The sequence below is a fragment of the Kitasatospora sp. NPDC087314 genome, assembly GCF_044744365.1.
GTDB lineage: Bacteria > Actinomycetota > Actinomycetes > Streptomycetales > Streptomycetaceae > Kitasatospora.
Genome location: NZ_JBIUYE010000003.1, coordinates 474,281 through 494,423 on the forward strand (window position 1 = coordinate 474,281; position 20,143 = coordinate 494,423).

General features: G+C 73.3%; 20 protein-coding genes. 8 read left to right on the forward strand and 12 right to left on the reverse strand.

Going from position 1 to position 20,143, the window contains the following annotated elements:
• Positions 1-31 precede the first annotated feature (31 nt).
• A complete protein-coding gene (locus ACIO5E_RS08625; protein ID WP_400665045.1) occupies positions 32-922 on the forward strand; it encodes a phosphate ABC transporter ATP-binding protein in 891 nt (296 codons plus the stop codon).
• 28 nt (positions 923-950) lie between these two features.
• On the opposite strand, the gene ACIO5E_RS08630 is transcribed toward ACIO5E_RS08625, so the two are convergent.
• Positions 951-1,817: an HAD family hydrolase gene (locus ACIO5E_RS08630; protein ID WP_400665048.1), complete on the reverse strand. Its 867-nt coding sequence runs from the start codon at positions 1,815-1,817 to the stop codon at positions 951-953.
• A 167-nt stretch (positions 1,818-1,984) separates the two neighbouring features.
• Between ACIO5E_RS08630 and ACIO5E_RS08635 the strand changes: the two genes are divergently transcribed.
• Complete coding sequence (locus ACIO5E_RS08635; RefSeq protein ID WP_400665051.1) at positions 1,985-2,176, forward strand: hypothetical protein; 192 nt, start codon at positions 1,985-1,987, stop codon at positions 2,174-2,176.
• A 37-nt stretch (positions 2,177-2,213) separates the two neighbouring features.
• Here the strand turns inward: ACIO5E_RS08635 and ACIO5E_RS08640 are convergent, their stop codons facing one another.
• Positions 2,214-3,101: an LLM class flavin-dependent oxidoreductase gene (locus ACIO5E_RS08640; RefSeq protein ID WP_400665054.1), complete on the reverse strand. Its 888-nt coding sequence runs from the start codon at positions 3,099-3,101 to the stop codon at positions 2,214-2,216.
• A gap of 80 nt (positions 3,102-3,181) precedes the next feature.
• Here ACIO5E_RS08640 and ACIO5E_RS08645 point away from each other — a divergent pair, with 80 nt between their 5' ends.
• The 6 genes from ACIO5E_RS08645 (at position 3,182) to ACIO5E_RS08670 (ending at position 8,581) form a co-directional block, all read left to right on the forward strand.
• Positions 3,182-3,496: a hypothetical protein gene (locus tag ACIO5E_RS08645; protein ID WP_400665057.1), complete on the forward strand. Its 315-nt coding sequence runs from the start codon at positions 3,182-3,184 to the stop codon at positions 3,494-3,496.
• Between the two features lie 32 nt (positions 3,497-3,528).
• The gene (locus tag ACIO5E_RS08650) at positions 3,529-4,773 is read left to right on the forward strand and encodes a hypothetical protein (protein WP_400665060.1); all 1,245 of its coding nucleotides are present in this window, start codon (positions 3,529-3,531) and stop codon (positions 4,771-4,773) included.
• Positions 4,774-5,013: 240 nt separating this feature from the next.
• Positions 5,014-5,976, forward strand: coding sequence for an ABC transporter ATP-binding protein (locus ACIO5E_RS08655; protein WP_280673996.1), 963 nt, complete (start codon positions 5,014-5,016; stop codon positions 5,974-5,976).
• On the forward strand, positions 5,960-6,862 hold the full coding sequence (locus ACIO5E_RS08660) for an ABC transporter permease (RefSeq protein ID WP_400665064.1): 903 nt from the start codon (positions 5,960-5,962) through the stop codon (positions 6,860-6,862). The genes ACIO5E_RS08655 and ACIO5E_RS08660 overlap by 17 nt, the downstream gene beginning before the upstream one ends.
• 26 nt (positions 6,863-6,888) lie before the next feature.
• On the forward strand, positions 6,889-7,806 hold the full coding sequence (locus ACIO5E_RS08665) for an ABC transporter ATP-binding protein (protein WP_400665067.1): 918 nt from the start codon (positions 6,889-6,891) through the stop codon (positions 7,804-7,806).
• A gap of 58 nt (positions 7,807-7,864) precedes the next feature.
• Positions 7,865-8,581 carry an ABC transporter permease gene (locus ACIO5E_RS08670; RefSeq protein ID WP_400665070.1) on the forward strand — a complete coding sequence of 239 codons (717 nt, stop codon included), beginning with the start codon at positions 7,865-7,867 and terminating at the stop codon, positions 8,579-8,581.
• Between the two features lie 56 nt (positions 8,582-8,637).
• Here the strand turns inward: ACIO5E_RS08670 and ACIO5E_RS08675 are convergent, their stop codons facing one another.
• The 10 genes from ACIO5E_RS08675 to ACIO5E_RS08720 form a co-directional block, all read right to left on the reverse strand.
• The gene (locus ACIO5E_RS08675) at positions 8,638-9,900 is read right to left on the reverse strand and encodes a CynX/NimT family MFS transporter (protein WP_400665073.1); all 1,263 of its coding nucleotides are present in this window, start codon (positions 9,898-9,900) and stop codon (positions 8,638-8,640) included.
• 64 nt (positions 9,901-9,964) lie between these two features.
• Complete coding sequence (locus ACIO5E_RS08680) at positions 9,965-10,696, reverse strand: FadR/GntR family transcriptional regulator (protein WP_400665076.1); 732 nt, start codon at positions 10,694-10,696, stop codon at positions 9,965-9,967.
• A 181-nt stretch (positions 10,697-10,877) separates the two neighbouring features.
• The gene (locus ACIO5E_RS08685) at positions 10,878-11,723 is read right to left on the reverse strand and encodes an HAD family hydrolase (protein WP_400665079.1); all 846 of its coding nucleotides are present in this window, start codon (positions 11,721-11,723) and stop codon (positions 10,878-10,880) included.
• Between the two features lie 47 nt (positions 11,724-11,770).
• Positions 11,771-13,045, reverse strand: a complete 1,275-nt coding sequence (gene serS, locus ACIO5E_RS08690; protein WP_400665082.1) for a serine--tRNA ligase — start codon at positions 13,043-13,045, stop codon at positions 11,771-11,773.
• Between the two features lie 585 nt (positions 13,046-13,630).
• Positions 13,631-14,566 (reverse strand): prephenate dehydratase, encoded by a 936-nt coding sequence (gene pheA, locus ACIO5E_RS08695; RefSeq protein WP_400665085.1) that lies wholly within the window; start codon positions 14,564-14,566, stop codon positions 13,631-13,633.
• 218 nt (positions 14,567-14,784) lie between these two features.
• On the reverse strand, positions 14,785-16,044 hold the full coding sequence (efeB, locus tag ACIO5E_RS08700; RefSeq protein ID WP_400665088.1) for an iron uptake transporter deferrochelatase/peroxidase subunit: 1,260 nt from the start codon (positions 16,042-16,044) through the stop codon (positions 14,785-14,787).
• Between the two features lie 5 nt (positions 16,045-16,049).
• A complete protein-coding gene (locus tag ACIO5E_RS08705; protein WP_400665091.1) occupies positions 16,050-18,056 on the reverse strand; it encodes a FixH family protein in 2,007 nt (668 codons plus the stop codon).
• A gap of 13 nt (positions 18,057-18,069) precedes the next feature.
• A complete protein-coding gene (locus ACIO5E_RS08710; RefSeq protein ID WP_280674007.1) occupies positions 18,070-18,576 on the reverse strand; it encodes a copper chaperone PCu(A)C in 507 nt (168 codons plus the stop codon).
• Entirely contained in the window at positions 18,573-19,241 is a 669-nt protein-coding gene (locus ACIO5E_RS08715; protein ID WP_400665095.1) for an SCO family protein, read from the reverse strand. Before ACIO5E_RS08715 ends, ACIO5E_RS08710 begins: the two co-directional genes overlap by 4 nt.
• Positions 19,242-19,319: 78 nt before the next feature.
• On the reverse strand, positions 19,320-20,072 hold the full coding sequence (locus ACIO5E_RS08720; protein ID WP_400665098.1) for a YcnI family protein: 753 nt from the start codon (positions 20,070-20,072) through the stop codon (positions 19,320-19,322).
• Between the last annotated feature and the right edge of the window lie 71 nt (positions 20,073-20,143).

Here is a 20,143-nt window from a genome sequence, read left to right on the forward strand (position 1 = left end):
CCGGAGGACCGTACCGATGACGGATGCACCGATGACCGACACACCCGCGACCGGCGTGGCGACGGCCGACGCCCCGGCGATCGACCCGGCCGCCGACACCCTCACCCTCCCGCCGCTGCCGCCCGGCGCGCACCCCGGCGGCGGGCCGCTGGCCGGGCTGGAGACCAGGGACGTCTCCGCCTGGTTCGGCACCCACAAGGTGCTGGAGCGGGTCTCGCTGGCGATGCCGGCCGGCGAGGTGACCGCGTTGATCGGCCCGTCCGGCTGCGGCAAGTCCACCTACCTGCGGATCCTCAACCGGATGCACGAGATGGTGCGCGGCGCCGCGCTCGCCGGCGAGGTGCTGCTGGAGGGCGACGACGTCTACCGGCCCGGGCGGCGTCCCGCCGAGGTGCGGCGCCGGATCGGCATGGTGTTCCAGCGGCCCAACCCGTTCCCCGCGATGTCCATCCAGGACAACGTCGCCAGCGGGCTCAAGCTGGCCGGGATCAAGGTCTCCAAGGACGAGCGCCAGGACCTGGTGGAGACCAGCCTGCGCCGGGCCGGGCTCTGGGACGAGGTCCACACCCGGCTGCACACCCCGGGCGGCGCTCTCTCCGGCGGGCAGCAGCAACGCCTGTGCATCGCACGGTCGTTGGCGGTCTCGCCGGACATCCTGCTGATGGACGAGCCGTGCTCCGCGCTCGACCCGACCTCCACCCGGCGGGTCGAGGAGACCATCGCCGAACTGCGTGGGCGGCTCACCATCGTGATCGTCACCCACAACATGCAGCAGGCCCAGCGCGTCTCGCAGACCTGCGCCTTCTTCCTGGCCACCCACGACACCCCGGGCCGGATCGTGGAGGCCGGGCCGACCGCGCAGATCTTCGGCAGCCCGCGCGACCAGCGGACCTCCGACTACGTGAACGGCCGCTTCGGCTAGGCCTGTTCGGGCCTCCCCGGCTGGGCTTTCAGGCCTTCTCGGGCGCCTGCCGCGGGAGCCGCAGCAGCTCCTCCAGCACCGCCGCGACGCCGTCCTGCTCGTTGCTCACGGTGTGCAGCGGCACCGCCGCCAGCACCTGCGGGTGCGCGTTGGCGACGGCGTACGCGGTGCCGGCCCAGTCCAGCATCTCCAGGTCGTTCGGCATGTCGCCGAAGGCGACCACCTCGCTCCGGTCGATCCCGTGCCCGGCGCACCAGCGGGCCAGCGTGCTGGCCTTGGTGACGCCGGGCGCGCTGATCTCCAGCAGCGGGATCGGCGCCGAGCGGGTGATCTCGGCCAGGTGCCCGGCCGCCTCCCGGGCCTCGCCCAGCAGCTTGTCCGGGTCGAGGTCCGGGTGCTTGGCCAGCAGCTTGAACAGGCCCCGCACCGGTCCGCCCGTCCCCAGCAGCTCCTCCGCCGGACCGACCGGGTGGTCCTCCTCCTCGCCCCACATCGGCACCTCGTACCCGGGCTCGCGGGCGAACCCGGCCGGGTACTCGAAGGCGAACGCGGTACCGGGCAGCTTGGCGCGCAGCACCTCGATCACCGCCAGCGCGGTCTCCGCCGGCAGCGGGAACGACTCCAGCAGCTCACCGCGCCGCACGTCCACCACCGCGCCGCCGTTCGAGCAGATCGCCACCCCGTGGCCGCCGGTGTGCGCGCTCACCTGCTGCATCCAGCGCGGCGGCCGCCCGGTCACGAACACCACCTGGACCCCGGCCGCCTCCGCGGCCGCCAGGGCCGCGGCGGTGCGTTCGCTGACGGTGCCGCCGGCGCACAGCAGGGTGCCGTCCAGGTCGGTGGCGATGAGGCGGGGGGCGGTACGGGCTTCGGTCACCGGTCCATCTTCGCCCATCGGTGCCGCGCCGGTCACCGGCGAGACAGGACCGCCTCGCCGACCCGTCGGACGCCCGGCTTTCGGCCCCCGAGGCGCCGTTTCCGGCCGATTCGCCCGCTGACCGGGGTGTCTCCCGGGTGCGGCGGGCAGGACTGTGCACGGTCACTCCGTCGGCAGGAAGAGCCATGCCCACTCGCCAGCTCCGAGACGAGCCTCCCCCGACCGCCCCGCCCGCCGCCCCCTCCCCGGACGCACCCCCGGACGCCTCCCGCGAGCCGGTCCTGCTCGGCGACGTCCTCTTCCACACCCTCGCCGAGATCGCCCGCCGCGCCCCCGCCCCCAGCCTCCCGGCCCAGCGCACCCGCCCGCACCCGTGAGGGCCCGGCCCCGCTTCCGCCGGCCGAGCAGCCGCCGCTAGCCCAGCTGCGCGAGGCCCTCGGTGGCGATCCGCTCGAACACCGCGAGGTCGTTCGCGAAGATCGAGTCCGGCACCGGCCAGTGGATCACCAGCTCGGTGATGCCCAGCTCCCGGTACGTCCCGGCCCAGTCGACGAAGGCGTCCAGCGACTCCAGCGGCGTCTCCGCCGTCGAGCCCTGCAGCAGCACCTTCTCCAGGGTCGCCACGTCGCGGCCCTTCGCCGCGCAGGTCGCCGTGAGCTTCCCGATCTGCTGCGCGATGACGCCGGGCGCCTGCTCGACCGGCACGTCCGCCGGGCCCTTCGGGTCCCCGTACGTCACCCAGCCCTGCCCGTACTCGGCCGCCAGCCGCAGCCCGCGCGGCCCGGTCGCGGCGACGTAGAACGGCACCCGGGGCGTCTGCACGCAGCCGGGGACGTTCCGCGCCTCGACCGCCGAGTAGTAGGCGCCCTCGTGGGTGGTGGTGTCATTGCGCAGCAGCTCGTCGAGCAGCGGCAGGAACTCGCCGAACCGGTCCGCCCGCTCCTTCGGCGACCACGCCTCCTGCCCCAGCGCCGTCGCGTCGAAGCCCGTCCCGCCGGCCCCGATCCCCAGCGTGACCCGCCCGCCGGACACGTCGTCCAGCGTGATCAGGTCCTTCGCCAGCGTCACCGGGTGCCGGAAGTTCGGCGAGGTCACCAGCGTGCCCAGCCGGATCCGCTCGGTCGCCGCGGCCGCCGCGGTCAGCGTCGGCACGGCCCCGAACCACGGCTCCTCCCGGAAGGACCGCCAGGACAGGTGGTCGTAGGTGTACGCGGCGTGGAACCCGAGGTCCTCGGCCCGCCGCCAGATCTTCTGCCCCTCGCTCCACCGGTGGATGGGGAGGATAACGGTACTCAAGCGCATGCGGCGACAATACGCGTGCACACCGGACGGGTTTCGGACCGCTCGCGAGACGTCACGGGCAGGTCGGCTAGCGTGGCGCCATGGGCACGTTGAGTAAACGGGAACTCGCCGCGTTGGTCGACGAGGCGACGGTCGATACCTACGACGAGTACGAGCAGATGACGGCTCTGTTCGCCGCCGTCGAGGAGAACCTGGCGGTGCCGTTCAGCACCGTGGTGCTGGGCGTCGAGGTGACCGTGCGCGGCGTCGACCTCTCGCGGGACGGCAGGATCGTCGCCCGGTGCACCCGCGAAGGATTCCGGCAGACGATCGGGCTACTGGACCTTCCACTGCCGGACCCGGCTCCGGACGGAGCGGAGTGGGTCGAGGCATATCGCTACTACTGGGCGCAGTGAGCGCCGGAACCTTCAGGGCCGGGAGGGCTCGCGTGGCTGTCGTTGTACAGAGCGGGGACGAGGCGTCGTTGCGAGGCCTGATCGAGCGGAGTTCCGAACTGAAGGGCGAACTCGTCGTCTTCGCCCAGGGCACGCGCTTCGACCGGTGGTTGACCCCCCTCCTGCTGGAGGCGGCGGGCCCCGAGCGGCGGCTGGACGAGGGTGAGGCGATCCGGATCACCGACAACTTCATCCTCCGGTACCGCCTGCCGGACGGTTCGACCGTGGTGGACCGGTTCGTCGCCGGGCGGCGGGACTTGAGCGAAGTGGACCGGGAGATGCTGCTCGGCTGGCGTGACCCGGTCGAGGGCATCTTCGAGGTCCGGCGCAAGGACGGGGACGCCGTCGTCCTGCTGAACCTGGTCGACGACCTCGAGTACCGCACCTACTCGAACGTCGGGCGGGCGGCCTTCCGCGGAGTGTCCAAGGGAGGATTCCTCCTCGCGTGCCTGGTACCCGTCCACTCTGCCGACGGGACATGGCTGATCTCAGGTGCGATGTCGTACTACCCGAAGTCCAGCGCCACCGAGATCGCCCGGGCGGCGCTCCAACTCGCCACCAGCCACCCCGAACTGGTCTTCCGCAACCCCGAGAAGATCGACCAGGGATGGGAGTCGATGCGGGAGGACCGGGCCGCGTTCGTCGAGTTCTGCGGCAACGACGAGCTGGTCCTTCCCCCTGCCGAAGTCGAGGACCGGCTCAACGCCTACTACCGGCACCGTCAGGAGGCCGCCGTCGCCGAGCATCCGGGCCGTGCCCGCGACGGGCGGCTCCCGGGCCTGGACTTCCCGGCCTTCGAACTGCCGCGAGAACTCGCGGACTCGGACACCGTCGGCGTCATCTACGACGAGGTCGACGGGCTCAACTTCTACGCCGACTACGGGATGCTGCGGGACCTCTTCGCCGACCCGGCCCTCGCGGGTCGCCGGCAGCACCTGGACGTGTTGCGCGCCTACCTGCGCGAGGAGTCGATCGCGCCGCTGCCGATCCGCCGGCTGGCCGCCGCCCACCCGGAAACCGTCGACGCAGTGTTCCGGAAGCTGCTGCGGAAGCCCGGGTTCACGTGGAGCGAGCACGGAGAAGCCCTGCTGCGCCGGCGCAAGCCCTGGTACTACGCGCAGGAGCCCCGCCCCGGAGTCTCTGTGATCGGCGAGCGCCTCGGCGAACTCGCCGCCGGCGGCCGCCGGCCGAAACTCTCCAGGGCGCGGCGCGTGCCGCGCCAGCCCGACCACCCGTAGGAGCGAATGCGACTCGCAGGGATGGATGCTCGCCCGCATCCACGGTTCCTGGGCAGCCCGCCAGCCCGCATGCCGCGGGCGGGTCGGGTCACTTCACCGTGAGCGACTCGGCGCCGTTGGCGCAGCCCGGCTGTTCACCGACCCCTAGGGGAGAGCCTCGGCAGCGTCATACCGCAGCAGCAGGCGGGCTCGTCATTCCAGCTCATGGCCCTTGCCCCGTAAGCCCGTTACGTTGAGCGGGTGTCCACAGCTGTCATCAAGACGGACGGCCTCACCAAGAGGTTCCCCCGGGTCACCGCCCTCGACCAGCTCACCGTCGAGGTGCAGCCCGGGGTGGTCGGGCTGGTCGGGTCCAACGGGGCGGGCAAGTCCACCCTCATCAAGATCCTGCTCGGCCTCGCCCCGGCGACGGCCGGCCGCGGCGAGGTCCTCGGCCTCGACGTCGCCACCAGGGGCCCGGAGATCCGTGAACGGGTCGGCTACATGCCCGAACACGACTGCCTGCCACCGGACGTCTCCGCCACCGAGTTCGTGGTGCACATGGCCCGGATGGCGGGGCTGCCCGCCACCGCCGCCCGCGAGCGCACCGCGGACACCCTGCGGCACGTCGGCCTGTACGAGGAGCGGTACCGGCCGATGGGCGGGTACTCGACCGGCATGAAGCAGCGGGTCAAGCTCGCCCAGGCGCTGGTGCACGACCCGAAGCTGGTGCTGCTGGACGAGCCGACCAACGGCCTCGACCCGGCCGGCCGGGACGAGATGCTGGGGCTGATCCGCCGGGTCCACTCCGACTTCGGGATCTCGGTGCTGGTCACCACCCACCTGCTCGGCGAGCTGGAGCGCACCTGCGACCACCTGGTCGTCATCGACGGCGGCAAGCTGCTGCGCTCCTCCTCCACCGCCTCCTTCACCGAGGCGACCGCCGTCCTCGCGGTCGAGGTCACCGACCACCCGGAGGACCTCGCGCTCGAACCCGGCGACGCGGTCCGCGAACGGCTGGCCGCCGCCGGGCTGTCCGTCCAGCCGGAGGGCTCGCACCTGCTGCTGGTCCGGCTGGCCGGCGACGACACCTACGACACCATCCGCGACACCGTCGCCGGACTGGGCCTCGGTCTGGTCCGGCTGGAGCAGCGCCGCCACCGGGTCGCCGAACTCTTCACCGACGAGAGCAGGGGAGGGACGGACGATGTCGCTGCCTCCTGACACCAGGTCCGCCGCCACCGGCGTCATCCACGACATCGGCTACCGCGGTTACACCGGCCCCCGGCTCGGCCGCGCCTACGCCACCCGCTCGCTGTTCACCCAGAGCCTGCGCGCCGCGTACGGGCTCGGGCGCTCCGGCAAGTCCAAGGTGCTGCCGATGCTCGTGCTCGGCGTGGTCTCCGTGCCCGCCGTGGTCATGGTGGCGATCGCCCTCGCCACCGACGCGAAGGCGCTGCCGCTGGACTACCCGCGCTACCTGTCGTCGTTCGCGCCGGTCGTCTCGATCTTCCTGGCCTCGCAGGCGCCGGTGCTGCTCTCCCGGGACCTCCGGTACCACACCGTCCCGCTGTACTTCTCCCGCCCGATCACCCGCGCCGACTACGTCCGGGCGAAGTTCGCCGCCATGGTCTGCGCCCAGTTCCTGCTGATGGCGGCGCCACTGGTGGTGCTCTACCTCGGCGCGGTGCTCGGCCGGCTGGACTTCGGGCACAACACCGAGCACTTCCTGATCGGCCTGGTCGCCGCCCTGCTGTACGCCCTGGTGCCGTCCTCGGTGGCGCTGGTGATCGCCGCCGCCACCCCGCGCCGCGGCTTCGGGGTGGCCGGGATCATGGGGTACCTGGCGATCAGCACGGTCGTGGTGGCGATCCTGACCCGGATCGGCACCGCCACCGAGCTCACCGTCCCGGACTCCGCCCAGTGGTTCGCGCTGCTGTCGCCGAACGACCTGGTGGAGAGCCTGACCAACCAGCTCTTCGACGTCGACGGCGCGGTCGGCCGGATGCACGCGCCCGGCGGGCTCGGCGCGGTCGTCTTCACCGCCGCCGTCCTCGCGATGGTGTCCGGCTCGTACGGGCTGCTGCTGCGCCGTTACCGCAGCGTCTGATGAACCGAGGAGTTTGAGAGGGCGTCATGGCCACCATCACCATCGACAAGGTCTCCCGCTGGTTCGGGAACGTGGTCGCCGTCAACGACATCAGTATGACGATCGGCCCCGGCATCACCGGCCTGCTCGGGCCGAACGGCGCGGGCAAGTCCACGCTCATCCACATGATGAGCGGCTTCCTCGCACCCTCCAGCGGGGCGGTGACCCTGGACGGCACGCCGATCTGGCGCAACCAGCAGGTGTACCGGCAGATCGGGCTGGTCCCCGAACGGGAGTCGATGTACGACTACCTGACCGGCTGGGAGTTCGTGCTCGCCAACGCCGAACTGCACGGGCTCGCCCACCCGGGCGCCGCGGCCCGGCGGGCCCTGGACCTGGTGGAGATGGCGTACGCCAAGGACCGCCGCACCGGGACGTACTCCAAGGGCATGAAGCAGCGCGTCAAGATGGCCTCCGCGCTGGTCCACGACCCGTCCGTGCTGCTGCTCGACGAGCCGTTCAACGGCATGGACCCGCGCCAGCGGCTCCAGCTGATGGACCTGCTGCGCCGGTTCGGCGCGGACGGCCGGACGGTGCTGTTCTCCTCCCACATCCTGGAGGAGGTCGAGCAACTGGCCCGGCACATCGAGGTGGTGGTGGCCGGGCGGCACGCCGCCTCGGGCGACTTCCGGAAGATCCGCCGGCTGATGACCGACCGGCCGCACCGCTACCTGGTCCGCTCCAGCGACGACCGCCGGCTGGCCGCCGCGCTGATCGCCGACGGTTCCACGACCGGCGTCGAGGTGGACGGGCGGGAGCGGGCGCTGCGGATCGAGGCGGTGAACTTCCAGGGCTTCACCACCCTGTTGCCCCGGGTCGCCCGGGACGCGGGCATCCGGCTGTACACCGTCTCGCCGGCCGACGAGTCGCTGGAGAGCGTCTTCTCCTACCTGGTCTCCGCGTGAGGCCGGGCGCCCGAGCCACCGAACTCCCGTACCGGACCCAGGAAAGGGCCGACCGACCATGAACCCGACCGTCGCCAGGCTGACCCTGCGCGGCCTGCTGGGCCGCCGCCGCGGCATCCTGCTGCTGGTGGTCCCCGCCCTGCTGCTGCTCGTCTCGGCCCTCGCGAGCGGCGCCGGCGGGGACGAGCACGACCTGACCGTCAAGATCCTCGGCCAGCTCGGCCTCGGCACCCTGGTGCCGATCCTCGGCCTGGTCGTCGGCACCGGTGTGATCGCCACCGAGATCGACGACGGCTCGATCGTCTACCTGTTGGCCAAGCCGCTGCCGCGGTGGCAGATCGTCACCACCAAGCTGGCCGTCGCGATCGGCACCACCTGGGTGTTCGCCGCCGTCCCGACGCTGCTCTCCGGCCTGCTGCTGTACGGCACCAGGGACGGCGTCGCCCTCGGCTACACCGTGGCCGTGCTGGTCGCCGGAGCCGCGTACAGCGCGCTGTTCCTGCTGCTCGGCGTGGTCACCCGGCACGCGGTGGTGGCCGGTCTGGCGTACGCGCTGATCTGGGAGTCGCTGATCGGCAACTTCGTGGCGGGCGCCCGGACACTGAGCGTCCAGCAGTGGGGCCGCTCGGTGGCCGAGGCGGTCGCGGGGGATGCCGCGATCGGCGCCGACGTCTCGTTCGGGGTGGCCGTCCCGCTGCTGCTGGCGGTCACCGTCGCGGCGACGGTGCTGGCCTCGGTGAAGCTGGCCGGGCTGACCCTGGCCGGCGACGAGTAGCCGCCCGGGCAGGGGCCGGCCAGGAGCCGCCCGGTCCGGTCAGCCGGACGACCGGCTCAGCCGAGCGTCCGGCTGCGGCCCGCGCCCCAGCCGGCCGCGCCGACCACGGTGACCAGCACCAGCATCAGCACCAGCGTGGCCGTCCAGCCGCCGGTGAGCTGGTGCAGCGCGCCGGCGCCGACCGGGCCGGCCGCCGCGACCAGGTAGCCGACCGCCTGCGACATCCCGCCCAGCTGGGCGGCGCCGGCCGCGCTGCCGGTGCGCAGCACGATGAAGGCCAGGCCCAGGCCCAGCGAACCGCCCTGGGCGACGCCCAGGATGGTCGCCGACACCCAGGCGCCGGAGACCGGCACGACCAGCAGCAGGGCGATGCCAAGGCCGTTCAGCCCGGCCATGGCGATCGCCAGCCCGCGCTGGCGGGTCATCCGGCCGGCCAGCAGCGGCACCAGGAAGGCGCCCGCCACCTGCACCAGGTTGGAGAAGGCGAAGACCAGGGCGGACTCGCCGCGGTCCATGCCGTGGTCGGCCAGGATGGTCGGCATCCAGGCGACCAGGGTGTACACGAGCAGCGACGAGATGCCCATGAAGAGGCTGATCTGCCAGGCCAGCGGCGAGCGCCAGATGCCCTCGATCGGCTTCTCCACCGGGCGGCCGGCCGGCGCCGCGGCCACCGCGGCCCGCTCCTGTCGGGAGCGCAGCACCTGCGGCAGCCAGGCCACCGCGGCGACCAGGGCGAGCAGCGACCAGGTGCCCAGCGAGGCCTGCCAGCCGCCGCCGAGGGCGTGCTCCAGCGGCACCGAGAGGCCGGCCGCCAGGGTCGCGCCGACCAGCATGGTGGTCGAGTAGACGCCGGTCATCGCCGCCGCGCGGTCCGGGAACTCGCGCTTCACCAGGCCCGGCATCGACACGTTCAGCACCGCGATGGCCACGCCGATCACCACGCAGCCCGCGTACAGCGCCACCACCGAGGGCAGCACCCGCAGCAGCACGCCCGCGCCCAGCACCAGGACGGCGCCCAGCACCACCCGCTCGGTGCCGAACCGCCGGGTCAGCAGGGGGGTGAGCGGGGCGCCGACGCCCTGGAACAGCACAGGCACGGTGGTGATCAGCCCGCCCGCGGTGGCGGAGAGGCCGAAGGTCCGCTGGATTTCGACGATCATCGGCGACACCGCCGCCAGGCAGGCGCGCATGTTCAGCGCGACCAGCACGATGCCGGTCAGCAGCAGGGCGGGGTGGGCCAGCCGGGTGCGGACGGGAAGCGGGAGGGAGGAGGCGGTGGTGGCGGTGGCAACCGACTGCCGGGCACGCGTGACGGCCATGGGTGTGCTGTTCTTTCGTGAATGTGCGAGGAGGGAGGGACGGCGGAAGGGGGCTCGCGCCGTCCTACTTCCGGGCCGCGATGGCCGCGAGGAGCTGCTCGACGGCCGCGGTCGGGCCGGCGAGCAGCGCACGACACGCGGCCTCGGCGCGGTCCGGGTCGCCGCTCTCGATCGCGTCGACCAGCGCCGCGTGGGTGGCCACGACCACCTCGGGCATGTCGTGGTCGCCGAAGGCCGTGGTCATCGACTCGCGCACCGAGGCGCCGAAGTAGCGGTACACCTCGGTGAGCGCCGGGTTGTGCGCGGCCTCGACGACGGCGGTGTGGAACTCCAGGTCGTGCTCGACGGTGGCCTCGCGGCCGGTCCGCTCGGGGTGCGAGGCGATCACCTCGGCCTCGCGGGCCAGCGCGGTCCGCATCCGGTCGACGTCCGCGGGGGTGTGCCGCAGCGCGGCCAGCCGGGCGGCCTCGGTCTCCAGCGCGGCCCGGACCTCCAGGACGTCCCGGATGCCCGAGCGCTGGACGCCGCGCAGGACGGCCGCCGGGTCGCTGGTGGAGCGGACGAAGGTGCCCTCGCCCTGTCGGGAGACCAGCATGCCGGCGTGCACCAGCACCCGGATCGCCTCCCGGACGGTGTTCCGGCCGACCTGCAGCCGCTCGGCGAGCTCGTGCTCGGTGGGGATCTGCGATCCCACCGGCCAGGCCCCGCCGGCCAGTTGCTCGCGCAGCTGGTCGATCGTGGTGTCCACCAGGGAGCGCCGCCCGGCCGCGTGCAGGCTACTGCCGTCGCCGGTCATGCCGGTACTCCCTCCGCTGCTGGTCACCGCCGGTCATCGGTCATCCTACAACCGCTTGCCCGGTCATCCTACAACCGGACGGGAACAGCCGCGGAACAGACCGGCGGACGGGAGTGGGGCCCGCTCCAGGGCCCGGCAGGATCGGCCGGACAGACCCTGGCCAGGGCCCGTCCCCAAGCCCCTAGGCGGTGCGGTAGAGGCGTTCCAGGACGACGGCGACGCCGTCCTCGTCGTTGGTCGCGGTGACCTCGTCGGCGACCGCGAGCAGCTCCTCGTGCGCGTTGGCCATCGCGACGCCGCGGGCCGCCCAGCCGAACATCGGCACGTCGTTGGGCATGTCGCCGAAGGCGATGGTGTCGGCTCCGCGGACGCCCAGCCGGCGGGCGGCCACGGCCAGCCCGGTGGCCTTGGACAGGCCCAGGGGCAGCAGTTCGACCACGCCGGCGCCGGCCATCACGACGCCGACCAGGTCCCCGGCGGCGCGGCGGGCGGCCTCGGCGAGCGCGTCGTCGGTCAGGCCGTGGTGCTGGATGTAGAGCTTGCTGACCGGGGAGTCGAGCAGCTGCTCCCGGTCGACCCGGACGACCGGGAGGTCGGAGCCGATCAGCAGCTCGTACCCGGGGCCGGCCAGCACCTGGCCGTCCAGGCCGTCCTGGTTGGCGGCGACGGCCAGCGGACCGGTCTCGGCCTCGATCTTGGCGATGGCGAGCGCGGCGAGCCGGCGGTCCAGGGTGAGCGAGGTGAGCAGCTTGTGCGCGCCGGCGTCGTACACCTGGGCGCCCTGACCGCAGACCGCTATCCCGGTGTAGCCGATCTCGTCGAAGACCGGGCGGGCCCAGACGGCCGAGCGGCCGGTCACGATGATGTGCAGCGCGCCCGCGCCGGTGGCCGCGGCCAGCGCGGCGCGGGTGCGCTCGGAGACGGCCTCCGTGCTGGTCAGCAGGGTGCCGTCGAGGTCGGTGGCGACCAGCCGGTAGGGCAGGCCGCCACCGTCGGGGGAGACGGGGCTGGGGCTGGTGGTGCTCATGGGCCGTGCGTCTCCCGGGAGTTGCGGGTGGTGCGGGTGGTGCGCTGCTACTTGACCGGTTCGAGGACGGTCCGGCCGCCGAGGAACGGCCGCAGCGCCTCGGGCACGACCACCGAGCCGTCGGCCTGCTGGTGGTTCTCCAGGATCGCCACGATGGTGCGCGGGACGGCGACCAGGGTGCCGTTCAGGGTGGCCAGCGGGCGGGTCTTGCCCTCCTCGCGCATCCGGATGGCGAGCCGGCGGGCCTGGTACTCGGTGGTGTTGGAGGTCGAGGTGACCTCGCGGTACTTGCCCTGGGTCGGGATCCAGGCCTCGATGTCGAACTTGCGCGCGGCCGAGGAACCGAGGTCGCCGGAGGCGACGTCGATCACCCGGTAGGGCAGCTCCAGCGCGTTGAGGAAGTCCTTCTCCCACTGGAGCAGGCGGCGGTGCTCGTTCTCGGCGTCCTCGGGCGTGGTGAAGACGAACATCTCCACCTTCTCGAACTGGTGGACGCGGATGATGCCGCGGGTGTCCTTGCCGTAGGTGCCGGCCTCGCGGCGGAAGCAGGACGAGTAGCCGGCGTAGCGCAGCGGCAGCTTCTCGGCGTCGAGGATCTCGTCCATGTGGTACGCGGCGAGCGGGACCTCGCTGGTGCCGACCAGGTACCGGTCGTCCTCGGCGAGGTGGTACACGTTCTCGGCGGCCTGGCCGAGGAAGCCGGTGCCGTCCATGGCGGCGGGCCGGACCAGGGTCGGGGTGATCATCGGGATGAAGCCGGCCGCGGTGGCCCGCGCGATGGCCATGTTGACCAGGGCGAGCTCCAGCAGCGCGCCGACGCCGGTCAGGTAGTAGGAGCGGGCGCCGGCGACCTTGGCGCCGCGCTCGGTGTCGATCGCGCCCAGGATCTGGCCGAGCTCGACGTGGTCGCGCGGCTCGAAGCCCTCGGCGGCGAAGTCGCGCGGGGTGCCGATCTCCTCCAGGGTGACGAAGTCCTCCTCGCCGCCGACCGGGGCGGCCGGGTCGATGAGGTTCGCCAGCGAGCGGAGCAGGCGGTCGGCCTCCTCCTTGGCGGCGGACTGCTCGGCGTCCGCGGCCTTGACCTCGGCGGCCAGCTCCTTGGTGCGCTGCAGCAGGGCGGTCTTCTCCTCGCCCTTGGCCTGGGCGACCTGCTTGCCGAGCGTCCGCTGCTCGTTGCGCAGTTCGTCGAAGCGACTGCCCGAGGACCGGCGCCGTTCGTCGGCGGAGAGGAGGGCGTCGACCAGGTCGACGTCCTCGCCACGGACGCGCTGCGAGGCGCGCACTCGGTCAGGGTCCTCACGAAGCAGGCGAAGGTCAATCACAGGCCCAAGCGTACCGGGCGGAGGCTCGTCCACCGGTACCGGTTTTCCCCTGGGGATAACTGCCCGGATCCTGTGGATAACTTCTGTGGGGAACTCGCCGCCGCCGGGTTATCCACAGGCTCGGGGCGGAACCTGTGGATCAAAGGGGAGGCGAGGCCTCCGATCGCCGGAACCAGAAAATCGAGGTTTCAAACCTCATTTGACCTTCTCGAGTGAGGGAATTGAACCACTCGGACGGGTGATTTGCTGGCACCCGGGTGACTCTGGTCCGATAAATCATCTCTGCGACGCAAACCGGCGATCCGACCGTTCTGCGCAATGGCTATACCGGTTTGTCGACTCATCCCCAGGCCTGTGGATAACTTTCGGCTGTGGACAGTGGGTGTCCCTGTGGACAGCGGGTTCCGGTGTCGGTGCCCCTGTGGATGGCTGGTGCGGTCACCCCTCCGACCTGATCGGCGCCGTCGGAAACGGTCGGAAAAGGTCAGAAAGACATCACGAAGACATCAGTCGGACGGAAGGCGTCGAGGAGCGGGCGGCCTTCGGGAAGCGTCGGGAGACGTCCGGGAAGCCGACGGGCACGGGTCAGGCGTCCGCGCGCCCGTCGAGGCACCGCGAGAGCCAGTCCGCCGCGGCCGTGAATTCGGCGTCCGAGGTCCCCGGCCGCCGGTGGGTGGACACCTGCCGGTCGGCGCGCGGATAGGAGCCGAGGAAACGCACCTGCGGGCAGATCCGCTTGAGCCCCATCACGGCCTCCGCCACCCGGCGCTCGGACAGGTGCCCCTCGCAGTCGATCAGGAAGCAGTAGTTGCCGATGCCCTCGCCGGTCGGCCGGGACTCGATCCGCATCAGGTTGACCCCGCGCACCGCGAACTCCTGCAGCAGTTCCAGCAGCGCACCCGGGTGGTCGTCCGGCAGCCAGACCACCATCGAGGTCTTGTCCGCGCCGGTCGGCGAGGAGACCCGGCCCGGGCGGCCGACCAGGACGAACCGGGTGGTCGCGGTCTGCGCGTCCGCGATGTCCTTGACCAGCGGGTCCAGCCCGTAGATCGGCGCCGCGAACTCGCCCGCGAACGCCCCGTCGTACCGGCCCTCGGCGACCAGCCGGGCGCCGTCCGCGTTGGAGGCGGCCGACTCCCACTGCGCGTCCGGCAGGTTGGCCGCCAGCCAGCGGCGCACCTGCGCCTGGGCCACCGGGTGGCTGGTCACCGTCTTGATCCCCGCCAGGTCGGTGCCCGGCCGCACCAGCAGCGCGAAGGAGATCGGCAGCAGCACCTCACGGTAGATCATCAGCGGTGCGCCGGCGGCCAGTTCGTCGTTGGTCGCGGTGACGGCGCCCTCGACCGAGTTCTCGATCGGGACGAACGCCCCGGAGGCGTCCCCGCCGCGCACGGCGTCCAGCACCAGCGGCACCGTGGCCAGCGGCACCAGCTCCCGGGTCGCCGCCTCGGGCAGGGTGCGCAGCGCCGCCTCGGTGAAGGTGCCGGCCGGACCGAGGTAGGTGTAGCGGGTGGCCGACATGACGCCTCCGTGGGGAACTGGGTGGAACCGGAGCAGGGGGTGGTGCCGAAGAGGTCACCATAACGACTTCGCCGGCCGGCCAGGAAAGCGTTCCAGTGGCCGGGACCGGGGCGTTCGACCGCCCAGACCGAGCGGCCCTCGTCGAGCGGCCCGATCGGGTGGCCCAGACCTGGCGACCCCGATCGGGCGACCCCGACTGAGCGACCCCGATCGGGTGGCTAGTCGAACAGCTGCTGGCCGAGGTAGCCGCCCGCCGGTACGCCCGGCGGCACCGCGTACAGGCCGCTGGCCTCGTGCCGCAGGAAGCGGGAGAGGCCGTCCCCCCGGGACAGCTTGCGCTGCACCGGGGTGAAGCCCTTGCGCGGGTCGGCCTGGAAGGCCAGGAAGAGCAGCCCGGCGTCCGGCGAGCCGTCGGGCAGCAGGCCGTCGTGGTACGAGAACCCGCGCCGCAGCATCGCCGCCCCGCCGTTGGCGGCCGGGGCGGCGACCCGCACGTGCGCGTCGGCGGGGATCGCCAGCGCGCCGTCCGGGCCCTGCGCGGCCAGGTCGACCGGGGTGCGCTCGCCGGCCCCGGCGGGCGCACCGAGCGGCGCGCCGTCCGACTTGCGCCGCCCGATCACCCGCTCCTGCCGCTCCAGCGGCAGCGCCTCCCAGTTGTCCAGCAGCATCCGGATCCGCCGGAACACCAGGTACGAGCCGCCGGCCAGCCAGGCCGGCTGCTCCGGACCGGCGGCGCAGAACACCTTGGCGGCGAAGCCGTCCTCGCCGGGAGCGGGGTTGTTGGTGCCGTCGATCTGGCCCATCAGGTTGCGGCCGGTCATCGGGCGCGCGGTGGCGCCGGGCGTCCGGGCGAAGCCGGCCGACTGCCAGCGCAGCGCCGCCGTGCCGGCCGCCTGCCGCTGCAGCACCCGCAGCGCGTGCACGGCCACCAGGGCGTCGTCGGCGCCGATCTGGACGAACAGGTCGCCGTCGCCGCGCGCCGGGTCGAGCGCGTCGGCGGGGAACGCCGGCAGCGGTTCGAGCGCCTGCGGGCGGCGGTCGGCCAGCCCGGCCTTGTCGAACAGGGCGACGCCGAAGCCGACGGTGAGGGTGAGCGAGCAGGGGCCGGCGTCCAGGGCCACCTGGGTGTCGGCCTCCTCGGCGGACTCCCCCGCGGTCAGCCGCTCGGCCGCCCTGGTCCAGCGCTGGAGCAGGGTGCGCAGCCCGTCCCGGCCGACGCCCTCGGCCAGGTCGAAGGCGGCCAGCTGGACCCGGGCCTGCTGGGGTTCGAGGATGCCGGCCTGGTGCTCGCCGTGGAACGGCACCCGGGCCGTGCCGAGCGTGCCGCCCGGTGCGGTGGCGGACGCCTCGCCGGGGCGGTCCAGGGCGACCGCCCCGGCGACGCCCGCGCCGGCCCCGACCAACAGCCCGGCGCCGGCGGTGCCGAGCAGGGCCCGCCGGGTGAAGCCGCTGCGGTCGGGCGATTGTGCGTGGTCCATCGCGGTCAGCCGATCTTGAGCTGCTGGGTCGGGGTGGTCTGGTCGATGTCGGAGGAGCGGATCTGCACCGACACCACCCAGTTGCCGGCCAGTGGCAGCTGCGCGGTGCCGTTCCAGCGGCCGGTGCCCTCCGGGGTGAGCGCCACCGGCAGCGGGCCGAGGTCGCGGTCCGGCAGGGTGAAGGCGAGCTGCACCTCGGGGACGTCCACCGGCTGTCCGTCCGCGCCGTCGAGGGCGAGGTGCACCTCGTTGGAGCCGGTCCGGGCCGGGTTGAGGGTGACGGTCGCGGTGCCCTTGGCGTTCGGCGTGCGGCCCTTGGTGTCGTACGGGAGCCTGAGCTCCAGGGTGCGGCCCGGCTCGGTCTGCGGGGCGGGCGCGTCCGCGGCCGAGCTCCCGGCGGCGGGCGCGGCGGCGCCGGCCTTGACCTCGCTCGCCACCCGCCCGGGCGGGGAGTTGGTGAGCATCGTGGTGACCACCAGCACCGCCACCGCGACCAGCGCCTCGACCAGCACCGAGCGGCGCAGCACGGCCCGGGTCGGGGTCAGCCCGCGCTCGCGTCCGGCGCTCTCCCGGGCCGCCTGCTGACGGGCCAGCTGGGCCCGGCGGACCGGGTCCTCGGAGTGCGCCGCGACACCGACCGGCTCCGGCGCCTCGGCCCGCTCGACCTCCGCCGCCTCGGCCGGGGCCGAGCGCAGCCGGGCCAGCCAGGAGCGGGAGACCCAGGCGACGCCGAGCATCACGACCACGCAGCCGGTCTTCACCAGCAGCAGCCGCCCGTACTCGGTGCCGGTCAGCGCGCCCCAGCTACCGAGGCCGCGCCAGGACTGGTAGACGCCGGTGGCGACCAGCACCGCGACCGAGCCGAAGGCGATCTTCGAGAAGCGGTCGACGACCTGCGCGCCGACGCCCTCGCGCAGTCCGGCCAGCAGCGCGGCCAGGCCGCCCAGCCAGAGCGCCATCGCGATCAGGTGCAGCATGCCGAGCGGCAGCGACAGCCAGACCTGGATGCCCACCGAGGCGTGGTCGGCACCGACCCAGGTCGCCGCCAGGGCGATCGACAGCACCAGCCCGGCGACGCCGAGGCCCAGCCGGGCCTCGCGCTGCGGCCGCTCGGCGGCGCGCTGCTCCAGCTCCCGCAGCTCGGCCTCCTCGGCGGCTTCCGCGGTCCCGGTTCCGGAGTCTGCGTCGCCGCCGGTCCGCGCCGCCGCCGGCCGGGCCGGCTGCCCCAACTGGCCGACGAGCAGCGACAGGAACACCCCGCCCGCCGCGAGCAGCAGCAGCCGGGCGGCCAGCGCGGTGCCGATCCGCTCGTCCAGCGTGGCGCGCACCAGCGACAGGTCGAAGGCCTTGCCGATCCCCGAGCCGCGCTCGTACGGGCCGCGCAGCATCAGCACCGCGACGGTGGAGGTCAGCAGCGCGGTCCAGCCGGTCATCAGCAGCCGCTGCATCCGGCGCCGGGCCGCGCCGTCCGGCCAGCAGATCAGGATGAACGCGGCCACGCCGGCGAGCAGCGCGAAGGCCGCGTACGCGACGGTGCGCCCGGTGCCGTAGAGGGCGGCGACCAGGCCGTCGGCCTTGGCGCCCTGCAGCGCGGTGGCGGACACCGAGGTGTCCGAGGGCGCGCCGATGGAGAAGGTGAACGCGCCGCCGATCGGGTGCGAGTCCTCCGAGACGGCCCGCCAGGCCACGGTGTACGTGCCGTTGGCGAGCCCGCTGTTCAGGCCGACCCGGGCGGTGTTCGCCTTGCCGTCGGCGTGCCCCGGGTTGCCGGTGTCCACCGCCTTGCCGGCCGGGTCGAGCACCCGCACCGAGTCGTCGGACAGCGACACGGACTCGCTGAAGGTCAGCGTGACCGCCTGCGGGGCGGCGGCGACCACCGCGTTCTGGTGCGGGTCGGTGGACTCCAGGGTGGCGTGCGCGGCGGCCGGTCCGGCGCCGGCGAGCATCAGCGCGAGCACCGCGCCGAGCACCCCGAGCAGTCCGGCGATCCGGCGGCGGGAGGCCTTCTCCATGGTGGCGGGTCCCCTAACTCTGGCTGGGGCGGTAGGTGAGCTCCTTGACCGGCACCTTGACCGAGAGGGTGCCGGACTTGGCGAAGGTCAGGTCGAGCTCCAGCTCGTCGCCGAGGGCGGGGGCCTTCTGCCACCCCATGATCATCAGGTGGGTGCCGCCGCGGGCGAACTGCAACGCGCCGTGCGCGGGCACGTCCAGGCTGGCGACCTCCTCCATGCTGGACGGGGTCGAGCGGTGCATGGTGACCGACTCGGCGCCCGGGCTGCTCACCTTGAGCAGCTGGTCCTGCCCGCCGTCGTTGCGGACGGTCAGGTAGCCGGCGGCCATCCCGCCGGCCGGGGGCAGCGGGATGTAGGAGTCGGCGACGCTCAGCTTCGCGGGCCCGCCGCCGGCACCGTCCTGACCGCCCGCCCCGCAGGCGACCAGGATGGCGCCGCCGCCCAGTGCCGTCGCCAGTACCGCGCCCGTGAGCGCCGTCCGACGGAAGCCGAGCGTCGTGCGGCCGGTCGCGCCCTTCACGCCGCGACCCCCTTGGCGAGCAGCGGGAGGTCGTGCTCGTAGGTCTTCTCCTCGGTGCCGCTCAGGTAGAGCACGTGCGCCTTGTCGTCCGAGGGGAGGAAGGCCAGCACCTGCGCGCCGTGGGTGGAGGTGACGGTGCCGTCGGCGTTGACCACCGGGTCCTCGATCATGATGCCGAGCGACCGGGCGGCGGTCTTCACCTTGGCCAGGTCGCCGGTGAGGCCTATGAAGTCGCTGCCCATCGAGTCCAGCCAGGTGCGCAGCACCTTGGGGGTGTCGCGCTGCGGGTCGGTGGAGACGAAGACGACGTTGACCTTCTGCCGGTCCTCGGGGGAGAGCGCCTTCATCGCGACGCCGATGTCGCCCATGGTGGTCGGGCAGACGTCCGGGCAGCTGGTGTAGCCGAAGAACAGCAGGGTGGTCTTGCCGTTGGTCTGCTGCCGCAGGTCGTACGGCTGGCCGGAGGTGTCGGTCAGCTGGAGGTCCGGCTTCTCGAAGTTCTTGGTGAGCACCGTGCCCTGGTACGGCGAGTCGGCCTTCTGCTGGGTGACCTTGGCGGGGGTCGAGCCGCCCCCGGAGGAGCCGCAGGCGGTCAGCGTCAGGGCGGCGGCGAGCGCGACGGCGGCCGCGCCGGCCAGGCGGGTGGTGCGGGTGGTGCGGGGCATGGGAGTTCCGATCGTGCGCGGTGGGACCGCCGGCGGGGCCGTACCCGGGGCGTGGGTACGGCCCCGCCGGCGGGTGGGTCAGGAGGCGGAGCCGCTGTTCCGGCGGCGCAGGCCGAGGACGCCGACGGCGGTGCCGATCACGCCGACCACGATGCCGACGACGCCGAGCACCCGGGCGGTGGAGTCGCTGGACTTGCCGCCGTCCGCGGCCGCGGCGTGGTCGGAGCTGTCACCGTGGGCGCCCGCGGAGGGGGAGGCGGTGACGCCGCTGTGGGCGTCGTCACCGGCGGCCTTGGTGAGCTTCAGGACGGGGGCCGGGTGGGCCGGCTCGGGCTGGCCGTCCTTGGACTCGTCGATCCAGCGGACGATGTCGCCGTTGTCGTAGCTCTGCAGGGTCTTGAAGACCATGCTGTCGGCGTCGGCCGGCAGCGGGCCGAGCGAGACCCGGAACTCCTGGAACTGGCCGGGGGCGATCTTGGTGCCGGCGTCGGCGGTCCAGGTGATCTTGGAGACGGCCTCGTTGACGTCGCTGCCGTGCACCTTGATCGGCTTGTCGAGCTTCGCCTTCTCGACGGTCGCCGTCCAGCCCGGCAGCGGCAGGGTCCGGACGGAGGCCAGCGGGTGGTCCAGCGGGAGGTTGACCTCCAGCTTCACCGTGCCGGCGGTGTCGCTCTCGTTCGGCACCCGGAAGTCGACGGCCGTGTAGCCGCCCTGCGGGGCCGCGCCCGGGTTCACGGTGACGTGCGCGAACGCGGGACTGGCCAGCGCCAGCACGGAGGCGGCGGCGGTGAGGGCGACGGCGGCGAGACGGCGGGTGGGAAGGGAACGCATGATGCGGGTCTCCGATCGGAGCTCGGCGGACCGGCCCGCGGCCGGGCGACGGAGGACCGTGCCTCGGCGGG